The organism is Flavobacterium sp. 3HN19-14 (assembly GCF_051373205.1).
Classification (GTDB): Bacteria; Bacteroidota; Bacteroidia; order Flavobacteriales; family Flavobacteriaceae; genus Flavobacterium.
This window is the reverse complement of the sequence record NZ_JBPPZT010000001.1, coordinates 2,407,566-2,428,290: the sequence shown is the minus strand read 5'-3', so window position 1 is coordinate 2,428,290 and position 20,725 is coordinate 2,407,566. Positions and strand designations below refer to the sequence as shown.

12 protein-coding genes and 7 pseudogenes are annotated in these 20,725 nt (G+C 40.7%); 9 read left to right on the top strand and 10 right to left on the bottom strand.

Going from position 1 to position 20,725, the window contains the following annotated elements; all coding sequences use genetic code 11:
- Positions 1–4: 4 nt before the first annotated feature.
- From ACSLFW_RS13075 to ACSLFW_RS13060, 4 genes and pseudogenes are all read right to left on the bottom strand, one after another.
- Positions 5–730 carry a LytR/AlgR family response regulator transcription factor gene (locus ACSLFW_RS13075; RefSeq protein ID WP_436556106.1) on the bottom strand — a complete coding sequence of 242 codons (726 nt, stop codon included), beginning with the start codon at positions 728–730 and terminating at the stop codon, positions 5–7.
- Complete coding sequence (locus tag ACSLFW_RS13070) at positions 727–2,124, bottom strand: sensor histidine kinase (protein WP_436556105.1); 1,398 nt, start codon at positions 2,122–2,124, stop codon at positions 727–729. Before ACSLFW_RS13070 ends, ACSLFW_RS13075 begins: the two co-directional genes overlap by 4 nt.
- Positions 2,125–2,228: 104 nt before the next feature.
- The gene (locus ACSLFW_RS13065) at positions 2,229–2,678 is read right to left on the bottom strand and encodes a GNAT family N-acetyltransferase (RefSeq protein WP_436556104.1); all 450 of its coding nucleotides are present in this window, start codon (positions 2,676–2,678) and stop codon (positions 2,229–2,231) included.
- Positions 2,675–3,296 (bottom strand): annotated as a pseudogene (locus ACSLFW_RS13060) (L-threonylcarbamoyladenylate synthase). Before ACSLFW_RS13060 ends, ACSLFW_RS13065 begins: the two are co-directional and overlap by 4 nt.
- Before the next feature lie 231 nt (positions 3,297–3,527).
- Between ACSLFW_RS13060 and ACSLFW_RS13055 the strand changes: the two are divergent.
- A complete protein-coding gene (locus ACSLFW_RS13055) occupies positions 3,528–4,223 on the top strand; it encodes an alpha/beta hydrolase fold domain-containing protein (protein WP_436556103.1) in 696 nt (231 codons plus the stop codon).
- Here ACSLFW_RS13055 and ACSLFW_RS13050 read toward each other — a convergent pair.
- Together ACSLFW_RS13050 and ACSLFW_RS13045 are read right to left on the bottom strand one after the other, a co-directional pair.
- Positions 4,224–6,552 (bottom strand): annotated as a pseudogene (locus tag ACSLFW_RS13050) (ATP-dependent helicase).
- Positions 6,553–6,652: 100 nt separating this feature from the next.
- Positions 6,653–7,419 (bottom strand): annotated as a pseudogene (locus tag ACSLFW_RS13045) (sulfite exporter TauE/SafE family protein).
- Positions 7,420–7,615: 196 nt separating this feature from the next.
- Between ACSLFW_RS13045 and ACSLFW_RS13040 the strand changes: the two are divergent.
- Positions 7,616–8,137 carry a hypothetical protein gene (locus ACSLFW_RS13040; protein ID WP_436556102.1) on the top strand — a complete coding sequence of 174 codons (522 nt, stop codon included), beginning with the start codon at positions 7,616–7,618 and terminating at the stop codon, positions 8,135–8,137.
- A gap of 84 nt (positions 8,138–8,221) precedes the next feature.
- Here the strand turns inward: ACSLFW_RS13040 and ACSLFW_RS13035 are convergent, their stop codons facing one another.
- From ACSLFW_RS13035 to ACSLFW_RS13020, 4 genes are read right to left on the bottom strand one after another with little or no spacing between them, the layout of a single operon-like run.
- On the bottom strand, positions 8,222–9,124 hold the full coding sequence (locus ACSLFW_RS13035; protein WP_436556101.1) for a patatin-like phospholipase family protein: 903 nt from the start codon (positions 9,122–9,124) through the stop codon (positions 8,222–8,224).
- Positions 9,121–9,852, bottom strand: coding sequence for a hypothetical protein (locus ACSLFW_RS13030; RefSeq protein WP_436556100.1), 732 nt, complete (start codon positions 9,850–9,852; stop codon positions 9,121–9,123). Before ACSLFW_RS13030 ends, ACSLFW_RS13035 begins: the two co-directional genes overlap by 4 nt.
- Entirely contained in the window at positions 9,849–10,937 is a 1,089-nt protein-coding gene (locus tag ACSLFW_RS13025) for a M1 family metallopeptidase (RefSeq protein ID WP_436556099.1), read from the bottom strand. Before ACSLFW_RS13025 ends, ACSLFW_RS13030 begins: the two co-directional genes overlap by 4 nt.
- 43 nt (positions 10,938–10,980) lie before the next feature.
- Entirely contained in the window at positions 10,981–11,193 is a 213-nt protein-coding gene (locus tag ACSLFW_RS13020) for a hypothetical protein (protein WP_436556098.1), read from the bottom strand.
- Between the two features lie 123 nt (positions 11,194–11,316).
- On the opposite strand from ACSLFW_RS13020, the gene ACSLFW_RS13015 reads away from it, so the two are divergent.
- From ACSLFW_RS13015 to ACSLFW_RS12985, 7 genes and pseudogenes are all read left to right on the top strand, one after another.
- Positions 11,317–11,517 carry a hypothetical protein gene (locus ACSLFW_RS13015; protein ID WP_436556097.1) on the top strand — a complete coding sequence of 67 codons (201 nt, stop codon included), beginning with the start codon at positions 11,317–11,319 and terminating at the stop codon, positions 11,515–11,517.
- A gap of 38 nt (positions 11,518–11,555) precedes the next feature.
- Complete coding sequence (locus ACSLFW_RS13010; protein WP_436556096.1) at positions 11,556–11,825, top strand: hypothetical protein; 270 nt, start codon at positions 11,556–11,558, stop codon at positions 11,823–11,825.
- Between the two features lie 116 nt (positions 11,826–11,941).
- Positions 11,942–14,046, top strand: a pseudogene (gene recG, locus ACSLFW_RS13005) (ATP-dependent DNA helicase RecG).
- A gap of 176 nt (positions 14,047–14,222) precedes the next feature.
- Positions 14,223–15,282: pseudogene (locus ACSLFW_RS13000) on the top strand (efflux RND transporter periplasmic adaptor subunit).
- A 1-nt stretch (position 15,283) separates the two neighbouring features.
- Positions 15,284–18,379: pseudogene (locus ACSLFW_RS12995) on the top strand (efflux RND transporter permease subunit).
- Positions 18,379–19,683: a TolC family protein gene (locus ACSLFW_RS12990; RefSeq protein WP_436557446.1), complete on the top strand. Its 1,305-nt coding sequence runs from the start codon at positions 18,379–18,381 to the stop codon at positions 19,681–19,683. Before ACSLFW_RS12995 ends, ACSLFW_RS12990 begins: the two are co-directional and overlap by 1 nt.
- A gap of 36 nt (positions 19,684–19,719) precedes the next feature.
- Positions 19,720–20,582, top strand: a pseudogene (locus ACSLFW_RS12985) (bestrophin family protein).
- Positions 20,583–20,725: the final 143 nt, after the last annotated feature.

Below are 20,725 nucleotides of genomic sequence, written 5' to 3'. Positions count from 1 at the left end.
GAATTCATTCTTTATACCAAGCCATAAAAGCACTCCGGCGTTGTCTGCTGACTGGAAATTTTTCGTTTGAATTTTGTAATCGCAGGTTAAAGTCATTTTGAAATTCAATTATAAATTTTCGATTGACTACATATTTCCTGCTAATGCGGAAAAAATGGGCAGGATGGAGTTCACTTTCAAGTTTTTCCAAGGAGCGTTGAATTGGAAATTTCCGGTTTTCAAAGCATAAAAAAGTGGTATTGTTTTGACTTAAAAAATAAGGAATATCAGCCGTACTTATCTTTTTAACGGACATTCCAGAATTTACCAGAAATGAGGCTTTATATGGATCTGACATTGACGTTTCAAGGATTTTCCAGTAACTGCTGTCATAAAAAACAGCCTTAAAAGTTTCGAGTTTGGCAATGAGTTTATCGAGTTTGGCAACGTCAATCGGTTTGAGCAGATAATCGAGGCTGTTGTATTCGAATGCTTTGAGTGCAAATTCGTCGAAAGCCGTCGTAAATACCACTTTTGATTGAATTTTTACCTTATCGAAAATTGGAAAGCACAATCCGTCGCGCAGTTTTATGTCCATGAAAATTAAATCCGGATGCGCGTTATCTTTCAGCCACGAAACGGCGCTTTTTACAGAATGTACAATGGCGAACACTGTAAAATCCTTTTCTGACAGTAATTTTTCAAGCCGGCGTGCGGCCGGAATTTCATCTTCAATAATTATCGCTGTCATGCTTTTTCAAGTGTTAGAATTGGAATGGCAACCTGAAAATATAAATCCTCATTTTCAATCCTGATATTTTTTCCGGTGGTGATTTCATAACGTTTTCCGATATTCTTCAATCCGAAATTGTGCGATGCAATTTCAGGTTTCAAATGTTTCGAATTGCGGAAAACCAAATAGCCGTCTTGAACAAAAATACTGATTTGCAGCGGATTATCTTCTTCTAAATCATTGTGCTTAAATATATTATCAGTCAATTCCTGCAAAGCAGCAGATAAAATGTAATGGTTTTCATTGATGTTTCCGGAAATGTCAAATACAAATCCACTGTCGAATTTTGCTTTGTAAATTTCGAGGTATTCTGATATGAAAGCCAATTCTTCATCCAATGGTACAAAATCTTCACTTTGATTTTTGAGGTAATGGCGATAGACGTTGGACAAATGCTGACCAAATGCAATGGCTTTTTGCGGATCAAGCTCGATGAATGCTATCAGCGTATTGAGATTATTGAACAAAAAATGAGGATTGATCTGGTTTTTAAGCTCGAGGTATTCGGATTCTTTTTTGGAGAAAGAATTGGTAAGGCTTGCTATATTACTGTCTTTTCGGATAATCAGGTTGCGATAAAAAATAACAGCAGTAATCAAAACGGTTGTAAAGAAAGAGAGCGCTGAACAGCCAATCAATTTTAAAGAAAATTCAGAAGCCTCGATAAACGGAATTATTGTTGTACAGAACGTACAAACTAATGTTGCAAAAAGTATTGTGAGGATAATTTTATTTTTAAAAAATGAAATTTTATTAAGCAGATACAACGAAGCAAATGCCATTAATACTATAAAAATCGACATTGCAAATGCACTTTTCGCAAAAGAGAAAAATAGCGGAATATTAAAAGTATTGTCCCAGATTTCGTCGCTTGTAGTAATAATCAATACCAGAAATAAGATGGCACTGACAACGGCACAGATTTTTATGTAAACAGTGGTTTTTTCAGGAAAAGTCAATATCGCTTTTTGTAAATAAGCTTTGTACAAACTGCCAACCGCAACATACAGGATGAAGAAACAACCAAATATTATCGCCTGGAAAATCGTTATCTGGAAATCTTCAATTTCGCTGTAAATGTAACCACAGGCGTTTGCAAATACCAAAATCAAAACAAATACAAATATAGACGCAATGAGCAAAGCTTTTTTGATATTGCCTTTTGATTTTAGAATGGTTTCAAAAACATAAACATATCCAAAAGACAATATTGTAAAAAACCCAACAATAAGTACAACTGAAACTGCAGGTATCCCGCTAAATGTTATTGATGGTTCCGAGGCAATCATTATAAATAAAAAAATACCCAGTGGAATGACGAGCAGGAGCAAAAAGTTGAGAAATGATTTCATAATTTACATTTTAAAATTCATTTCAAAATTGCATACAAACCATCTGTTTCGGAAAAAAAATTAAGTGAATGGTTGAAATATGGAAGTAAATGGTAAATCTGATTTTAACTTTTATAAACATTCGCATCGTGCTTTTCCATCCATTTTTCAGGATGTGCAATGTCTGTCCAGCCGAATTTTTTGTACAATTCATGAGCGTCATTCGTAAGCAGCATCCATCGGCGCAAACCCTGTAATTCCGGGTGGTTCATCACTTCCTGCATCAGTAATTTTGAAAGTCCGCGGCCACGGAATTCATGCAAAACAAACACATCGCCCAAATAAGCAATCGTCGCAAAATCAGAAATCACGCGCGCATAACCCACTTGCATGCCGTTGTAATAAATTCCGAAATTGAGCGAAGTCGCAATGCATTTTGCAACGCGCACCAGCGAAATTCCTTTTGACCAATTGGATTCTTTTGTCAAAAACCGATGAATTACATCAACCTGCAATTTATTTTTATCTGTAGAAATCTCGAAATCTCCGTGAATTGTCGTTACATCTTCCATCATAAAATATCTGTAGTTCCTTTTCCTTCGCGCACGACAATCGGTTCATAGCCTGACAAATCGATGATGGTTGAAGGTTCGTTATCACCATAACCGCCATCGATAACCAAATCGACGAGGTTTTGCCATTTTTCAAAAATCAATTCCGGATCGGTTGAATATTCGAGAACTTCATCATCATCGTGAATTGAGGTTGAAACGATTGGATTGCCCAATTGCCTCACGATTTCAAGCGCGATGTTGTTATCAGGAACACGGATTCCGACAGTGGTTTTCTTTTTGAATTCTTTCGGAAGATTGTTATTTCCCGGTAAAATGAAGGTATATGGCCCAGGGAAGCGCCCTTTTCAGCAATTTGAAAGTGGAAGAATCAATCTGCTTCACATAATCAGAAAGATTGCTCAAATCGGAACAAACGAAGGAAAAATTGGCTTTATCGAGCTTGATGCCCTTTATTTTTGCGATGCGTTCGAGCGCTTTGGTGTTGGTGATGTCACAGCCTAATCCGTAAACGGTATCGGTTGGATAAATGACGAGCCCGCCGTTCTGAAGCACATCGACAACCTTTTTGATCGCCGCTTCATTGGGTTTGTCATTGTATATTTTGATGAATTGTGCCATATTTTTATATGCTTTCGCTAACTTTAGCGTTATCAATATTTCGATAACTGACATAAAGATAAGACATGCCATGAAAACATCATATTATTTTTGCTTTTTGATAGCACTTTTTATTCTGGGATGTTCTGACGATGAAAAAAGTGAAACCGTTCCCCGATTAGCGAACAACCGCTTACGGAAGTAACATTTTCTAATTTAAGTTACGGAAGCGACCCGCAGCAGCAATTCGATTTGTATCTTCCGGCGAACAGGACACCGGCAACTAAAACAATCATCTTAATCCATGGCGGTGGTTGGGTTGGCGGAGATAAAGCTGACATGAGCAATCTTATTCCGATGATAAAGCAATATTTACCGGGTTACGCGGTTGCAAATATCAATTACAGGCTTGCTGATGCTGCACATCCGGCGTTTCCAATGCAAATTGATGATATTAAGGCGATGATTGAGAAATTAAAAGCAGGCCATTACACTATTTCTAATAATTTCGGGCTTATCGGCGTAAGTGCCGGTGCGCATTTGGCATTGGTTTACGGCTACGGTTTTGACCCTTCGGATGAAGTGAAAATGGTTTGCAGTATCGTTGGCCAGACGAACTTTACTGACCCGGCTTATCTTAACAATGTCGATTTAAGCGGGATTATTTTTGCCGCCACCGGAATGACTTATGCTGAAAATCCCGGGTTTTATGAACAATGGAGTCCGCTGTTCAGGGCAGTTCCGAATGTTCCGGCAACGATCTTATTTTATGGAAATGCTGATCCGCTTGTACCTACTTCACAAGGGATCGACCTGCACAACAAACTTAATGGATTGGGTATTTATAACGAATTCACGCTATATAACGGCGGCCACGGCGATTGGGGCGAAACCGACCAAATCGATATGTATACGAAACTGATTGCTTTTGTGCAGGCGAAATTGTAATTATCCGATAATATCGAGTTTGGCAAAACGCAACAACAATTTCTTGATACCGCCGACTTCAAACCTGATTTCGGCTTTTTTATCTGCGCCGGCACCTTCGAGGTTGACTACTTCACCTTTTCCAAAGCGCTCGTGCATGACGACATTTCCGACAGTAAGCTTGCTATCGAATAGATTCGCGTTAGATGGTGCATTACCCATTGGTTTCAGTTTTCGCACGTTGATGTCAGGTCGCGGCTCATTATCTGTGATGTATTTCGGAGGCGTACCGGCAATAGGTTTCGCAAGACGCAATTTTGATTTATCGACATCTCCGAAAATATCAGTATCAATCATTGGCTTGTAGCGATAATTGGTTTCTTCCGGTGAAAGGTACTCTAAAAACTGGCCGTCGATTTCATCAATAAAACGGGAAGGCTCGCTGTCAGTAAGTTTTCCCCAACGGTAACGCGATTGTGCGTAGGTCAAATAAGCCTGATGTTCGGCACGGGTGATGGCTACGTAAAACAAACGGCGTTCTTCTTCGAGTTCGCTTCTGGTGCTTACGCTCATGGCACTTGGAAATAAATCTTCTTCCATTCCGACGATAAAAACATATGGGAATTCAAGGCCTTTTGCAAGGTGGATTGTCATTAAAGCGACACGATCGTCATCACCTGTATCCTTATCCAAGTCAGTTGCTAATGCAACGTCTTCCATGAATTCTGACAAAGCACCACGGGCGCCGTCGATTTCTTTTTGCCCTTCGATGAAATCTTTGATACCGTTCAAAAGTTCCTCTATATTTTCTATTTTGGCGATGCCTTCAGGAGTGGCGTCTTTCTTCAATTCCTGTACTAATCCTGTTTTCTTGGTGACGTGTTCGGCCAGGTAAAAAGCATCCTGATTTTCATTGATGACCTGAAAACTTCTGATCATCGTTACGAAATCCTGAATTCCTGGCCTTGGTTCCTGAATTGAGCTTCAAATCGATTTTATCGATGTTCTGCATCACTTCGAAAATGGAACGCTTGTAGTGATTGGCTGCGATTACAAGCTTTTCGACAGTCGTATCACCAATCCCACGCGCAGGATAATTAATCACGCGAACGAGTGCCTCTTCATCTTTCGGATTGATGACCAACCTTAAATAACAAAGCACGTCTTTGATTTCTTTTCTTTGGTAGAAAGACAATCCGCCATAAATCCGGTACGGGATGTCGCGTTTGCGAAGTGCATCTTCCATCGCACGCGACTGTGCATTGGTGCGATACAGAATTGCAAATTGCCCGTTGTGCAGTTGGTGCTGCATCTTTTGCTCAAAAATCGTACTGGCAACAAAACGGCCTTCTTCGCCATCGGTTATGCTGCGGTGAATCTTGATTTTCGCGCCGTCGTCATTGGCCGTCCAGACAATTTTATCGAGTTTGGTTTTATTTTTATCGATGATGGAATTGGCCGCTTCAACGATATTTTTCGTCGAACGGTAATTTTGCTCGAGGCGATAAGTGCGTACATTATCATAATCTTTCTGGAAATTCAGGATATTATTGATGTTCGCGCCACGAAATGCATAAATACTCTGCGCATCGTCACCAACGACGCAGATATTCTGAAACCTGTCTGACAAAGCACGTACAATCAGGTATTGTGAATGGTTCGTATCCTGGTACTCATCAACTAAAATATATTTAAAACGATTTTGGTATTTCGCTAAAACATTCCGGAAAACGGTTCAGCAATTCGTTGGTTTTCAAGAGCAAATCGTCAAAATCCATTGCGCCAGCCTTAAAGCAGCGATCAACATAATTCTGGTAGATTTCGCCCAAGCGCGGCTTTTTCGACATGGCGTCGGCTTCCTGCAATTCCGGGTTATTGAAGTAGGCTTTTACAGTAATCAGGCTGTTTTTATAAGAAGAAATCCTGCCCAAAACCTGTTTCGGCTTATAGATATCACGGTCGAGTTGCATTTCCTTAATAATTGCAGAAATCAATCGGACGGAATCTTGTGTATCGTAAATGGTAAAATTCGATGGATAGCCAAGTTTGCTCTGCTTCCGAACGTAAAATCCTGGCGAAAACGGAGTGAAAAGTTCCCATCCAGAGATTTCTGGCTTCATTCGTACCGACAATATCAGCGATACGTTTTTTCATTTCACGCGCAGCCTTGTTCGTAAAAGTCAATGCCAAAATGCTGAAAGAATCAACACCCTGGCTCATCAGGTAAGCGATTCGCATGGTAAGCACACGCGTTTTCCGGATCCGGCGCCTGCGATGATGATAATCGGCCGTCTTTCTGTAAAACCGGTTCACGTTGTGCGTCGTTAAGTTGGTCGATATATTGCTGCATGGATTATATGGATTTATAGTGCAAAAATAAGCAATTAGACAATTAGAAAATGAGATAATTAGCGAATTAGCAAACGTTTTATCTCTAATTTAATTCGGTATTATTTTCCTTGAAAAACATCGTAAGCAAATCTTATCAAAGTACCAATAATCACTACCAAAAAGAAAATCCTGATGAATTGGTTGCCTTTACTGATGGCCAGTTTCGCGCCGATAAATCCGCCAAGCCCGTTGCAGACCGCCATTGGCAATGCAATGTGCCAGATAATTTTTCCTTTGAGGACAAATAAAACTATTGAACCGAAATTCGTTGCGAGGTTGACCATTTTCGCATTCGCGGAGGCGTTGAGAAAATCAAATCCTAATAAAGTGATGAATGCCAAAACGAAAAAACTTCCGGTGCCGGGCCGATGAATCCGTCATAAAATCCAATACAAATACTAATCATAATCGCATAAAACATTTGTTGCGCAGGCGAATGTGATTTTTGTGTATGCTGACCGAAATTCTTTTTTGCATACGTATAAACCACCAAAACCGAAAGCACCACAAGCAAAAGCGGCTTCATAAAACTGTTGCTCACGTGCGTCAGCAATTCTGAACCGGCAAATGCAGACGGCACCGCAAGAACCATCATCGTGATGAGCAGCTTCCAGTTCATTTTGAGTTGTTTCAGGTATTGGATGGCGGCGAATGTCGTTCCTGTGAAAGAAGGGATTTTAAGCGTCGCTGAAATATTCGCAATTGGAAGCGTTGGCAGCAAAATCAATCCCATCGGTGTTTGTATGAGGCCGCCACCACCTACGACAGCATCAATGAAACCGGCGGCGAATGCGGCCAGGCAGAGTAGAATCAAATAGCTTTGCATTGCTCAAATCTAAGTTTGAAAATTCCAAAAAACAAATTTTAAATCCCAAATAATTTCCAAATTTTAAATTTCAATTTTCAACGTCCGCACTCATAATTTTGTTTGGGAAATTAACAATTGGGATTTATTTATCTTTTGGAATTTGATATTTGAGGTTTACGCCTGGAAATTATTTATTTTTGCAAAAAATAAACCTATGGACACCGCAAAAATTCTCGAAATATTCTCCTACACGATTCCGTCATTAATCACCGGCGGTGTGGCTTTCTTATTCTTCAAACAACACATGGTCAACGAAGCTGGAAAACGCCGTTTCGCCCTGCATCGTGAAGCGCAAAAACATGCTTTGCCGTTGCGCTTGCAGGCTTATGAAAGAATGTCATTGTTTTTGGAACGTATCAGTCCGTCAAAATTATTACTGCGCGTTCCGCCGGTTTCGCCTGATAAAAATGATTACGAACAATATATTATTGCACACATTGAGCAGGAATTTGAACACAATCTGACGCAACAGATTTATATTTCAGATGAATGCTGGACAATCATTACTGCTGCAAAAAACACAACAATCCAGCAAATCCGAAATGCCGCGAAAAGTGAAAAAGTTATCGATGCCAACGGATTGCGCGAAGCGATACTTACTGATTCGATTACGAAAGAATCACCAACAATTACGGCTTTAGCGTTTATTAAAAGTGAAGTTTCAAATTTCTTGTAGTCAAAAGAGGAAAGTCCAAAGCCTAAAGTCAATCTGCTTTCAACGCAATATTAGCTCTTTCGACTTTGGACTTTCCTCTTTCGACTAAACCTTAATATCACTCATCATCTCACTCTTATTCTTCGCATATTCATAACCTTGCTCCCACCATATTTTCATGTGCTCTTTATTGAAAACAAGCGCATTGCTGGTCAATTGCGTTGGCGTATAGTATAAATTGAGTTTTACATCTTTATGCTTTGCTGCCAGTTTCCCGATAATAATGTCGTGCTTTTCAACCTGATCGAGTAGTGTTCTGAACAAATCAATCATCAATGAAAACGGATTTTTTCCAATCGGAATTGGCGCTGTCAGCGTTTCTGTCTCTAAAATCACAACATCAATTTCCGTGGCGCCGCGCTCAATGGCTTCGCTGATCGGTACTAAACTTGAAAATCCGCCATCTCCATAAACGCTGCCGTTTTTCTCGACGAGGCTCATGAACGGAATGTAATTGCACGAAATCCAGATCCAATCGCAAAATTCATCATAATCAAAATCGCGTATGCATTTGTATTCGACGTCGTTTTTGGAAAGATTTGTCACCGTCACGACGATATTTTTATGGGAAGATTTGAGTGCTGCGAATTCTTCTTTCGTAAAACTCCTGCGAATGTACCTGCGTAATTTCTTGCTTTCACCGAAAGTGCGCTTCCCTTTAATAAACTGAATCAATACATTTAAGTGATTGATCCTGACGGTTTCGACGCCATCTTTTATCTTTACGCGAAACGGATTGATATTGAAAATCCGCGCCATATTCACATTCGTATAAATCCTGTGGATTTTATCGACTTTTCCCAAAGCCAAATGCGGAATCAGCAGGCTTCCGGTAGAAGTCCCCAGCAATAAATCATATTCGCAGCCCTTTTCCTGCATCAGATATTGCGCCACGCCGCCTGCAAATGCACCTTTGCTCCCACCGCCTGAAATTACGAGTGCTTTCATTTTTCTTTTAAAAGTTTATCGATTTGCGCCTGTTCTTTATCAGGAAGTTTTGCAAGCAATTCCATATAATAGGTTCGGTATTTTTCTTTTTTAAGGAGCGAACGGATTTTGTCACGGGCAAATTTCGTGAATTGCCATTTGTGATGAACTGTCGCCGCAGCAAGCGCTTTCAGTACATTTACGTCATTCGGATTCAGGAAAAATAAATTCGTAATGGCATTCTGACGCAACTGGCTTTCATATTTCGGTGTCGAATAATCTAACAATTCATCGTAAAATTTCGATTTGCTGTCCTTTTGATATTCTTTTGTCATCAAAGCCAAAGTCAGCCATTGCACCCGTAAATTCCTGTCGTTGAAACCTGTTTCATTTTGCGTTTTGTCAAGTAATTCCGTTTGTTTTTCAGGGAATTGCTTCCATAAATTCCCCATTACGATTTCTTGTGTGAGATAGGATTTATCATCGAGTAATTTCACAAATTCCCCATACATTTCAACCGGAATTGTCGCAGTTGTATTCGCAATTGCCTGGCGCACATGAATGTCATTTGTACCCAAAGCCAATACAACCAAAGCTTTCTTTTCAGCAAAAGGAACATTTTTCATCTGAAAAACCGCTTCTTCCTTCAATGGATAAAATGATTTCGATTTCAATACTTTCTCAAGCGCTTTCTTCTTTTGTGCAAAGGGTTTTTCCTGAAGTGCGAGCAAATCGAAATATTGTTTCATGAACGGATTTTCTTCAATAATGCAATCGCTTCGGCAACTTCAAAAGTGCTGCTTTCGAGCCATTTTTTTCGGAAGGTATCGGTGTCATAGTTGGAGACTTTGTTGATTTCTGCGAGAAATTCATCGGTATCCACATTGTTGAATTGGTATTTTTCGAGGTAATTTTTAACCGCTTTCCTGAAATTCTCTTTCCCCACGCCTTCGCGCAACACATGAAGTGCCCACGCGCCTTTTTCGTAAAATGACAAAGAGCTCGCTTTTTCATTCAGTATCGGAATCGTATCTGATGCTGATGCTTGTTGAATCTGCTCGGCATTTTGGTACATTTCCCAATAAAAACGATCTTCGCCAAAAACTTCATTTTGTGCCAGAAGTGCGTAATAAGTCGCAAAACCTTCCTGCAGCCAATGGTGCTTTCCTGATTTTGCAGTCACCAAATCGCCAAACCATTGGTGCGCCAATTCGTGCGCATTGACATTGATGTAATTGCGGTCGTTAAATCCGACAGAATCGACCACATAATCCTGTGCGAAAATGGTCGAAGTCGTATTTTCCATGCCTCCGTATAAAAAATCATGAACTGGAATCTGCCGGTAAATTTCCCAAGGATAAGCGATACCAATTTCTTTTTCAAGGAAGTCAAAAATTTGTTTGGAGTAACGGTAAGTCGGTTCAAACTTCGATTTTTCTTCAGATTGAAGGTACATTTCAAGCGGAATTCCCGAAGTTGATTTTTCTTCTTTTTTGTCATATTTCCCAATTGCCATCATCAAGAGATAAGAACTCATTTGGTTTTTCATCTGATAACGCCATGTAATTTCACTGCCGTTCTCAGTTTTATCGACAAGCATTCCGTTAGAAATAACAGCATAATTCCGATCGAAAGTAACCGACAATCCAAATGTCATTTTCTCATTCACATCATCAAAACTCGGAAACCAATAACTTGTATATTTTCCTTGTCCTTGTGTCCAGATTTCAAGATTGTTCGTCGCTTCAGAACCTGTAAAATAAAGTGTCTGCTTGGGTTTTGCGATGTATTTCAGCGTCAGCTTATTTTTCCCGGGAATGAATTTTCCGTACAATTTTAATTGTTTAGGAGCGGCGATAAACGGACTTTCCTTCCCGTTAATTTCGACGTTGAAAAGTCATGTCATGCGCATCGATGAAAATCGTATCGACGGATTTGAGTACTTCAAAATCATATGCCACGGTTCCTGAAACGTATTTTTCAATCGGATTGATATTGATTTTTGCGATGGCAGATGTAAAATCGACTGATTGGATTTGCTGCGAAAAAGACAAAAAAGGCAGCAGCAGAAGCGCGGTAAGGTGTTTCATTGTGAATTTATCGGTATTTCAAATTTACAAATTAGATTTTTAGTATTCGAAATTTTGGGAATGAGATTTTGCAATTTGGAAATTTGCTGTTGAAATTTGTATTTTTATAAAAATTACGAGCCAATGCCAACTTTTGAAAATACGCCTGAAGTCATTAAAATCAATGCTTTTTTAAATAAAATCGGGATTTCGGTCATTTCGAAAAACCTGCCCGACGACACTTTCCTGCCCGGATTGGAATTGGGCCTGATTGCATTTACATCGATTACGAAAAATTACTTTATCCCGGCGATATCCTGCACGAAGCCGGGCATGTTGCGGTAACAGCTTCAGAACAGCGCAAATTAATTGGAAGCGCTGCAATGGCCGGTGATTGGCCGTCACAAGGTGATGAAATGGCAGCAATGCTTTGGTCGTGCGCAGCTGCTGAAGCATTAGAGCTGCCACTTGAATTCGTCTTTCATCCCAACGGTTACAAGGGAAGCTCAGAATGGTTGATCGACAATTACCGCAATAAAACGTACACCGGATTGAATTTACTCGAATGGTTCGGCATGACTTTATCAGAAAAAAGAGCGGCGCAGGAAAACAAGGCGGCTTTTCCTGTAATGCAGCGGTGGTTGCGGGATTAATAATGTAAAAAAGTTAGCCACGAATTTCCACAAATTTTATTCGTGCAAATTCGTGAAATTCGTGGCTAAATAAAAAATCCGTGCCTTCAATAATTTAAAATATTTACCTTCGCTGCATGCAAAATAACCTGCTTCAGACACCAATTGAATACCTCAAAGGCGTTTGCCCGGCCAAGAGGTGAACTGTTGCGAAAGGAACTCGGCATCCACAAATACGAGGATTTGCTTAATTTTTATCCGAACCGGTATATTGACCGCACGCGCTATTACAAAATCAACGAATTGCAACAGAGCAATGCCGAAGTTCAGATTATCGGAAAAATCGTCAATATTAAAACTGTCGAGCAAAAACGCGGTAAACGTTTGGTTGCCACTTTCGTGGATGACACCGGGCAGATGGAACTCGTTTGGTTTCAGGGTCATAAGTGGGTTCGGGAAAGTCTGCAGTTAAATGCAATTGTTGTTATTTTTGGAAAAGCGACCTCTTTCAATGGCATTTTCAATATGGCGCATCCTGAAATTGAACTCATGGCTGAACACGAAAAAAGCCTGCGTTCGGCGATGCAGCCGGTTTATCCGTCGACGGAAACGCTTGCCAATCGCGGTATTTCCAACAGGACAATCAATAAATTGATACAGCAATTGTTTCTGGAAACACAGGCGTTGTTCAGTGAAACTTTGCCAGGATATCTGATCGACGAATTGAAATTGATTCCGAAAAATGCTGCATTATTCAATATTCATTTTCCGAAAAGCAACGAGATATTATCAAAGGCACAATTTCGACTGAAGTTTGAGGAATTATTTTTCATACAACTGCAACTCATCACCAAAAATTTAATTCGAAAGCATAAAATCAAAGGACATCCGTTTACGATTGTCGGTAATTATTTTAACGATTTTTTTGAAAACCACTTACCTTTTGCGCTTACGAATGCACAAAAACGAGTGCTGAAAGAAATCCGCAACGACATGGGACAAGCTGCGCAAATGAACCGTTTGTTGCAAGGCGATGTGGGTTCGGGAAAAACAATCGTTGCTTTAATGAGCATGCTTCTGGCGTTGGACAATGGCTTTCAGGCGTGTTTGATGGCACCGACAGAAATCCTCGCCAATCAGCATTTTAAAGGACTTTCAGAATTAGCTAAAGATTTAAATATCAATATAAAAATACTCACCGGTTCAACCAAAACTACAGATAGAAAAATCATCCATGAAGCGCTCGAAGATGGAAGCTTACATATTATCATAGGAACACACGCTTTGCTCGAAGACAAAGTAAAATTCAAAAATCTCGGCCTCGCAGTGATTGACGAACAGCATCGTTTCGGAGTAGAACAGCGCTCAAAATTATGGCATAAGAATGAAATTCCGCCGCACGTTTTGGTGATGACCGCAACGCCGATTCCGCGCACATTGGCGATGAGTTTGTATGGTGATTTAGACATTTCTGTGATTGATGAATTGCCGCCGGGAAGAAAACCAATTCAAACGGTTCATAGATTTGATTCAAACCGTCTCAAAGTATGGAAATTCATCAAAGACGAAATCGCCAAAGGCCGCCAGATTTACATCGTTTATCCATTAATTCAGGAATCGGAAAAAATGGATTTCAAGGATTTGATGGATGGCTATGAAAGTATTTCTCGTGATTTTCCATTGCCGCAATACGCAATCTCAATCGTTCACGGAAAAATGAAACCCGCAGACAAAGATGCCGAAATGGAGCGCTTTTCAAAAGGAAAAACCAATATTATGGTGGCGACGACTGTGATTGAAGTTGGCGTCAATATTCCCAACGCCAGCGTCATGATCATTGAAAGTGCAGAACGTTTCGGATTGTCGCAACTGCACCAATTGCGCGGCCGTGTGGGTCGTGGTGCAGAACAGAGCTATTGCATATTGATGACATCCCACAAACTTTCTAACGACAGCAAAACCCGCATGGAGACGATGGTACGCACCAACGACGGTTTCGAAATTGCCGAAGTCGATTTGAAATTGCGTGGCCCGGCGATTTGATGGGCACACAACAAAGCGGTGTTCTGAATTTACAAATTGCTGATATTGTTCGGGATAAAGATATTTTACTGCTTGCGAGGCATCACGCTGTTAAAATTTTGAAAGATGACGCGCCTTTGCTAAAACCTGAACACGCTACATTGCGGCAACTTTTATTGAGCTTTCGAAGAAAAAGAATATCTGGAATTATATTAGTTGATGAAACTCTAGTTTAAACGATAAGGTTGGAATTTCGAATTTATAATTTGGAATTTGCCATCACCATGGCTAATTTGTTAAATAAAATTTAACGTCAAAACCATTCACGCCCTTTCACCTTAATTTTGTTGGTATAGCCCGAAATTCAAGAATTTCAGGTGAAACATACCATCAAATATGAAAGTAAAATACATTGTTTATGCCGTTTTGGTTATTGGAATCGGCGCTTTGATTACCTACAGAATACAAAAAACAGCGTCAAAGACGACCCAAAAGACAAAGCCGGCGGCGGCAAGGCCATGAATGTAAGTGGATTTGTGGTTGTCCCAAAACCTTTCGATAACAATCTTTCACTTTCCGGCTCAATCGAAGCCAATGAACAGGTTGAAATCCGCAGTGAGGTCTCCGGAATTGTTGAAGCCATCAATTTCACCGAAGGCAGCAATGTCGTTAAAGGACAAACTTTATTTAAAGTCAACGATGTCGAACTGCGTGCACAATTGCGCCAGATGCAGACCAAAGAAAGCCTCGCATCCGAGAATGCGCGCCGCGCCAAATTATTACTCGAAAAACAGGCCATAAGTCAGGAAGAATTTGATATCGCTTCCGCGGATTACCGTTCGGCACAGGCAGAAAGCCAATTGATTCGGGCGCAAATCGGGAAAACTTCCGTAAAAGCTCCGTTTTCGGGAAAGATCGGATTAAGGTCGATTTCTCCGGGAACTTACATTACACCAGAAATTCTTGTCGCAAAATTGGTCAACATCGGAAAACTCAAAATTACTTTCTCCATTCCAGAAAAATATGCCTCGCAGGTAAAAATGAATTCTGAATTGAATTTCACCGTTGCCGGTACTACAGATAAATATACCGCAAAAGTTTATGCCATTGAGCCGGAAATCGCTGTTGCAACGAGAACTTTGCAGATTCGCGCAATTGCCGATAATAAAGATGGGAAATTATTGCCCGGCACTTTCGCCAATGTTGAATTACCGCTCAGCACCATAAAAGACGCGATTATCATTCCGTCAGAAGCCATCGTTCCGGTTCAAAACGGCAAAAAAGTTTTTATCTCCGAAAACGGAAAAGCCAAAGAAATCATGGTACAAACAGAAACCCGTACCGATAAAGACATCTTAATTTTATCAGGTTTGAAAGCCGGCGACACCGTTCTCACCAGCGGCGTCATGGCACTCAAAAAGATACAAAAGTAAAAGTGGCAGTCGCCAAAAAATAAAATGAGTTTATCCACTTTAAGTATAAAAAGGCCTGTTTTTACGATTGTGATCAACCTTGCGATTGTACTATTCGGGATTATCGGTTACACTTTTCTGGGCGTAAGGGAATTTCCTTCAATAGATCCGGCGCAGATTTCCGTCAGAACGAGTTACACCGGAGCCAACGCCGATATCATCGAATCGCAGATTACCGAACCGCTCGAAAAAGCCATTAATTCTATTGACGGAATCCGAAATATTACGTCTTCCAGTAATCAGGGTTCGAGCAATATTACGATTGAATTCAAACTCGAGAAAAATCTCGAAGAAGCGGCGAATGATGTGCGCGACAAAGTTTCACAAGCCGTCCGCAGTTTGCCGCAGGATATCGATGCCCCGCCGGTCGTTTCAAAAGCCGATGCCGATTCTGAGCCAATCATTACGATGACGGTGCAAAGTTCAACCAAAGATGCGCTGGAACTCAGTGATTATGCCGAAAATGTGATTGCCGAAAGATTACAGACAATTCCGGGTGTGAGCAGCGTGCAGATCTGGTGCCAGAAAAATATGCAATGCGCCTTTGGATTGACCCGATAAAACTCAATTCTTACGGCGTTACGGTTTCTGATGTAAGGCCGCTCTCGAAAAACAAAACGTCGAATTGCCTTCGGGAAAACTCACGGGTGCCAACACCGAACTGACCGTTAAGACAATGGGGAATCTTTCTGAGGCGGCGCAATTCAATGACATCATTATCTTGGCTGACGGAGAAAAGGTTGTTCGTTTAAGCGACATCGGAAAAGCAGAATTAGCGCCTGAAAACCTCGAAACCAAGATGTCAGAATCAGGTTTGCCAATGGTTGGATTGGCGATTATTCCGCAGCCGGGTACGAATTACGTTGACATTGCGAACCAATTCTACCAAAAATACGACCAGCTTAAAAAAGATTTACCGGCAGATATGAAACTCAATATCGCCATCGACAACAGTGTTTTTATTAAAAAATCGGTTGTTGAAGTAGCAGAAACATTGGGATTGTCATTAATTCTGGTTGTCCTCATCATTTATTTATTTTTCAGGGATTGGGCAATTGCATTCCGGCCGTTGATTGATATTCCGGTTTCCTTAATCGCTACTTTCTTTATTATGTATTTGTGCGGATTTTCAGTGAATGTACTGACTTTACTCGCCATCGTACTTGCCACCGGACTCGTAGTCGACGACGGAATCGTAGTCACCGAAAACATCTTCAAGAAAGTCGAAGAAGGCATGTCGCCGATTGAAGCCGCGATCAAAGGCTCGAATGAGATTTTCTTCGCTGTAATTTCAATTTCGATTACACTCGCAGCCGTTTTCCTTCCAATCATTTTCCTTGAAGGATTTGTCGGACGGCTTTTCCGGGAATTCGGTGTCGTTATTGGCGCGGCTGTATTGATTTCAGCTTTCGTTTCGCTTTCGCTGACACCAATGCTGAACGCTTATTTAATGAAAGGCGGCGAACAGAAGAAATCGCGATTTTATAATTTCACAGAACCCTATTTCGTAAAATTAAACTCGGGTTATGCCGCGTCGCTTACGAAATTTATGAAACGAAAATGGATAAGTTTTCCAATTGTAATAATATGTTTCGGATTGATATTCCTCTTTTTCAAAATCATCCCGAAAGAAACCGCGCCTTACGATGACAGAAGTTTCATTGGTGTGAATGTTACAACCCCGGAAGGTGCGACCTACGCCTACACCGACCGTTTTATGCAGGAATTGACCAAACTACTCGACGATTCGATTCCGGAAAAGAAAGTTGCACTTGTGATTACCGCGCCCGGATTTGGTTCTGCAACCGTCAATAGCGGCCGAATTCGTATTGCATTGAAAGAACCCGAAGACCGCGAGCGTTCCCAAAAGAAATCGCCGAAAAACTCACCAAATCGAACCAAGCGTTATTCGGAAGCCAAAACCAACGTTTCTGAACAACCGACGATTGCTGTGAACCGTCGCGGCGGAATGCCAATCCAATACATCATCCAGGCACCGACGTTTGAGAAATTGCAGCAAAAAATTCCGCAGTTTATGGACGAAGCAAACAAAAATCCGGCTTTCTCCAACGTTGATGTCAACCTGAAATTCAATAAACCGGAAATCAACGTTACCATCGACCGTGAAAAAGCAGAAAGTCTGGGCATTTCCGTGCTTGATGTCGCGCAAACATTGCAATTGTCGTTAAGCGGACAACGTTTCGGTTACTTCATGAGAAACGGAAAACAATACCAGGTCATCGGCAAATTTGATGAAAAAGACCGCGCCGCACCTTTGGATCTTACTTCGATGTTTGTGAAAAATGCAAAAGGCGACCTAATCCAATTGGACAATGTCGTAAAAGTTACGGAGCAAAGCAGTCCGCCGCAATTGTACCACAACAACCGTTATATGTCGGCGACGATTTCTGCAGGATTGGCGCCGGAAAAAGTATCAGCGATGGGATCGATGCCATGGATGAAATCAAATCGAAAGTTTTAGATGATAGTTTTACCACAGATTTAGGAGGAGAATCAAGAGATTTTGTCGAAAGCAGTTCTAATACGACTTTTGCATTCGCATTGGCCTTATTGCTGATATTCCTGATTTTAGCGGCACAATTTGAAAGTTTTATTGATCCGTTCATCATTATTTTAACGGTGCCGATGGCGGTCGCCGGTGCGTTATTTTCACTTTGGCTGTTCGGGCAAACATGGAATATCTTCAGTCAGATCGGAACGGTAATGCTGATTGGATTAGTAACGAAGAACGGAATTTTAATTGTTGAATTTGCCAATCAATTGCGTGAGCAGGGAAAACCAAAAGTCGAAGCGATTATGGAAGCGGCAGAAGCCAGGTTACGTCCGATTTTAATGACGAGTTTGGCAATTTCTTTGGGTGCATTGCCGATTGCTTTGTCGCTCGGAGCAGCATCTACAAGCCGTATCGGAATGGGAGTCGTAATTGTCGGCGGGACAATTTTCTCACTTGTATTGACACTCTTCGTAATCCCGGCCGTTTATTCGATGTGGTCACGCGCGCGCAAACACCATCCTGAATTTGACCATTTGGAAGAATATGAAAAAGAAATGAAATCATGATGACTTCTTGTAAATATATACTATTGTTGTTACTCTTCGGCTTTGCAAAAACCAATGCGCAACAACTGCTGACAGTCGAAGACGCTGTGAAAATCGCACTCGAAAACAATTATGAAATCAAAATCGCTTCAAACGATTTAAAGATTGACCAGGCTAATGTTTCCTCTGGCAATGCAGGGATGTTACCGGTTGTAACTGCAAATGTTGTCGACAACAACAGCATCCAGAACAGTTCTCAAACGCGTTCAGACGGCACAATCAACAAATTGGACAACGCCAAAAACAACAGTTTGAATTATGGCGTTGCGTTAGACTGGACAATTTTTGACGGCTTCAGGATGTTTGCCAAATATGATCAGTTGAAAGCTTTGCAGCAATTGGGCGCGGCAGAATTGCGTCTTACAATTCTCACCAAAATCGGAGATGTAACTTCAACTTATTTCGATTTGGTGCAACAGCAACAACAACTGGCGGCGTTGGATACGACTTTGGTCATTTCAAATCAAAGGCTAGAATTGGCTCAAAATCGGTTTACGATTGGAAAAGCATCAAAATTGGAAGTTTTAAATGCCGAAGTCGATTTGAATACAGATACGACCAATCTGCTGAAGCAAAAGGAATTATATGCCAACACGAAAATACTGCTGAACCAAATCCTGGCACGCGACACCAAAACTGATTTTAAAGTCATCGATTATTTTATCGTCGACGATAAATTATTGCTTCAGGATTTGACCACTTTGGCTGAAAAACAAAATCCCGAACTCGAAGCGCAAATCATCAATCAGAAAGTGGCTGAATTGCAATTGAAGCAAATCCGTGCCGGAAGATATCCTACAATTCGGGTAAATACCGGTTATAATTTTGCAGATTCACAGTCAAGTCTTGGGTTTACAACCCAGTCATCAGCGCGCGGATTGGTTTATGGATTCAGTGCAACAATGAATATTTTCGATGGATTTTACCAGAACCGGAATGAAAAAATTGCCAAAATCCAGATTGAGAATTCAAAAATCGTCATCGAGCAGCAAACGCAGAATTTGTATGCACAGTTGGGCACTTCCTACCAGACTTACATCACCAATCTGGAATTGTCAAAACTCGAAGCGAAAAACGAAGACATTGCAAAACAAAACCTTGACATCACTTTAGATAAATTCCGCATCGGAACCATTACCACGCTTGAGTTCAGAACGGCGCAGCTCAATTATGTCAATGCAAAAGTGCGCAACAGCAATGCCCAGTATCAAGCCAAATTGTCTGAAATTGCTTTGAAGGAATTAGCAGGAAACCTTACATTCTAATTTAGAAATCAGCTATATTTACAGAAATTTCGCGGTATGATTTCTTATAATACTAAAGATTGGTTTACGTTTATTTTCAGGTTCCACAAGGCTGATACGTTCAGGAAATTGCTTCCGATCATGCTGGCGATAGGCGCTTATTCCGCGATTGCAGGATATTTGGAAGTTGAACACGGCGAAATTTTCAATTCGAATTACATTAAGAATATTACAATCATGCACCAAATGTTGGGGTTTGTGATTTCGCTGTTGCTTGTATTTCGCACCAATACAGCTTATGATCGCTGGTGGGAAGGGCGGAAACTCTGGGTGCTTTGGTGAATAACAGCCGGAATCTTGCCTTGAAATTGTCTGCTATTCTGCATGAAGAAAATGACCGTAAATATTTTCGCGAAATTATTCCCGGATATGCGTCAATCCTGAACAGACACCTTAATGACAGCGATACAGCCAAACAACTTTTTGAGGGATTGAATTTAGAAATCGACCAGCACAAACACCGTCCGAATCAGGTTGCATTGATGCTTTTCCAAAAAATCAACAATTTGTACGATTCGAAGAAAATTACGGGTGACCAATTGATCATCCTAAATACTGAAATTCAATCATTCACGGATATTTGCGGTGCATGCGAGAGAATCAAAAACACGCCAATCCCCTACTCTTACAGCGCCTTTATCAAAAAATTTATTTTCTTTTATGTGATGACTTTGCCTTTTGGATATGCGTTTAGTCTTGGGTATTATACCGCCCCGGTCGTGGTTTTTATCTTTTATGTATTGGCAAGTTTGGAGTTGATTGCTGAGGAAATTGAAGATCCGTTTGGAAGCGACGAGAATGATTTGCCTACGCAGAAGATTGCTGAAAATATAAGAAAACACGTTTACGAATTGCTTTGATTTTACCGCAAAGGCGCTAAGATTTTCGCAAAGTTCGCAAAGCTTTTGGTTAAATTTTATTGTTTAACTTTTTTCCCTTTGCGGAAAACTTTTTCACTTTGGGGTAAATCATTATTATTTAAAAATTCATCTCTTTTTTACGA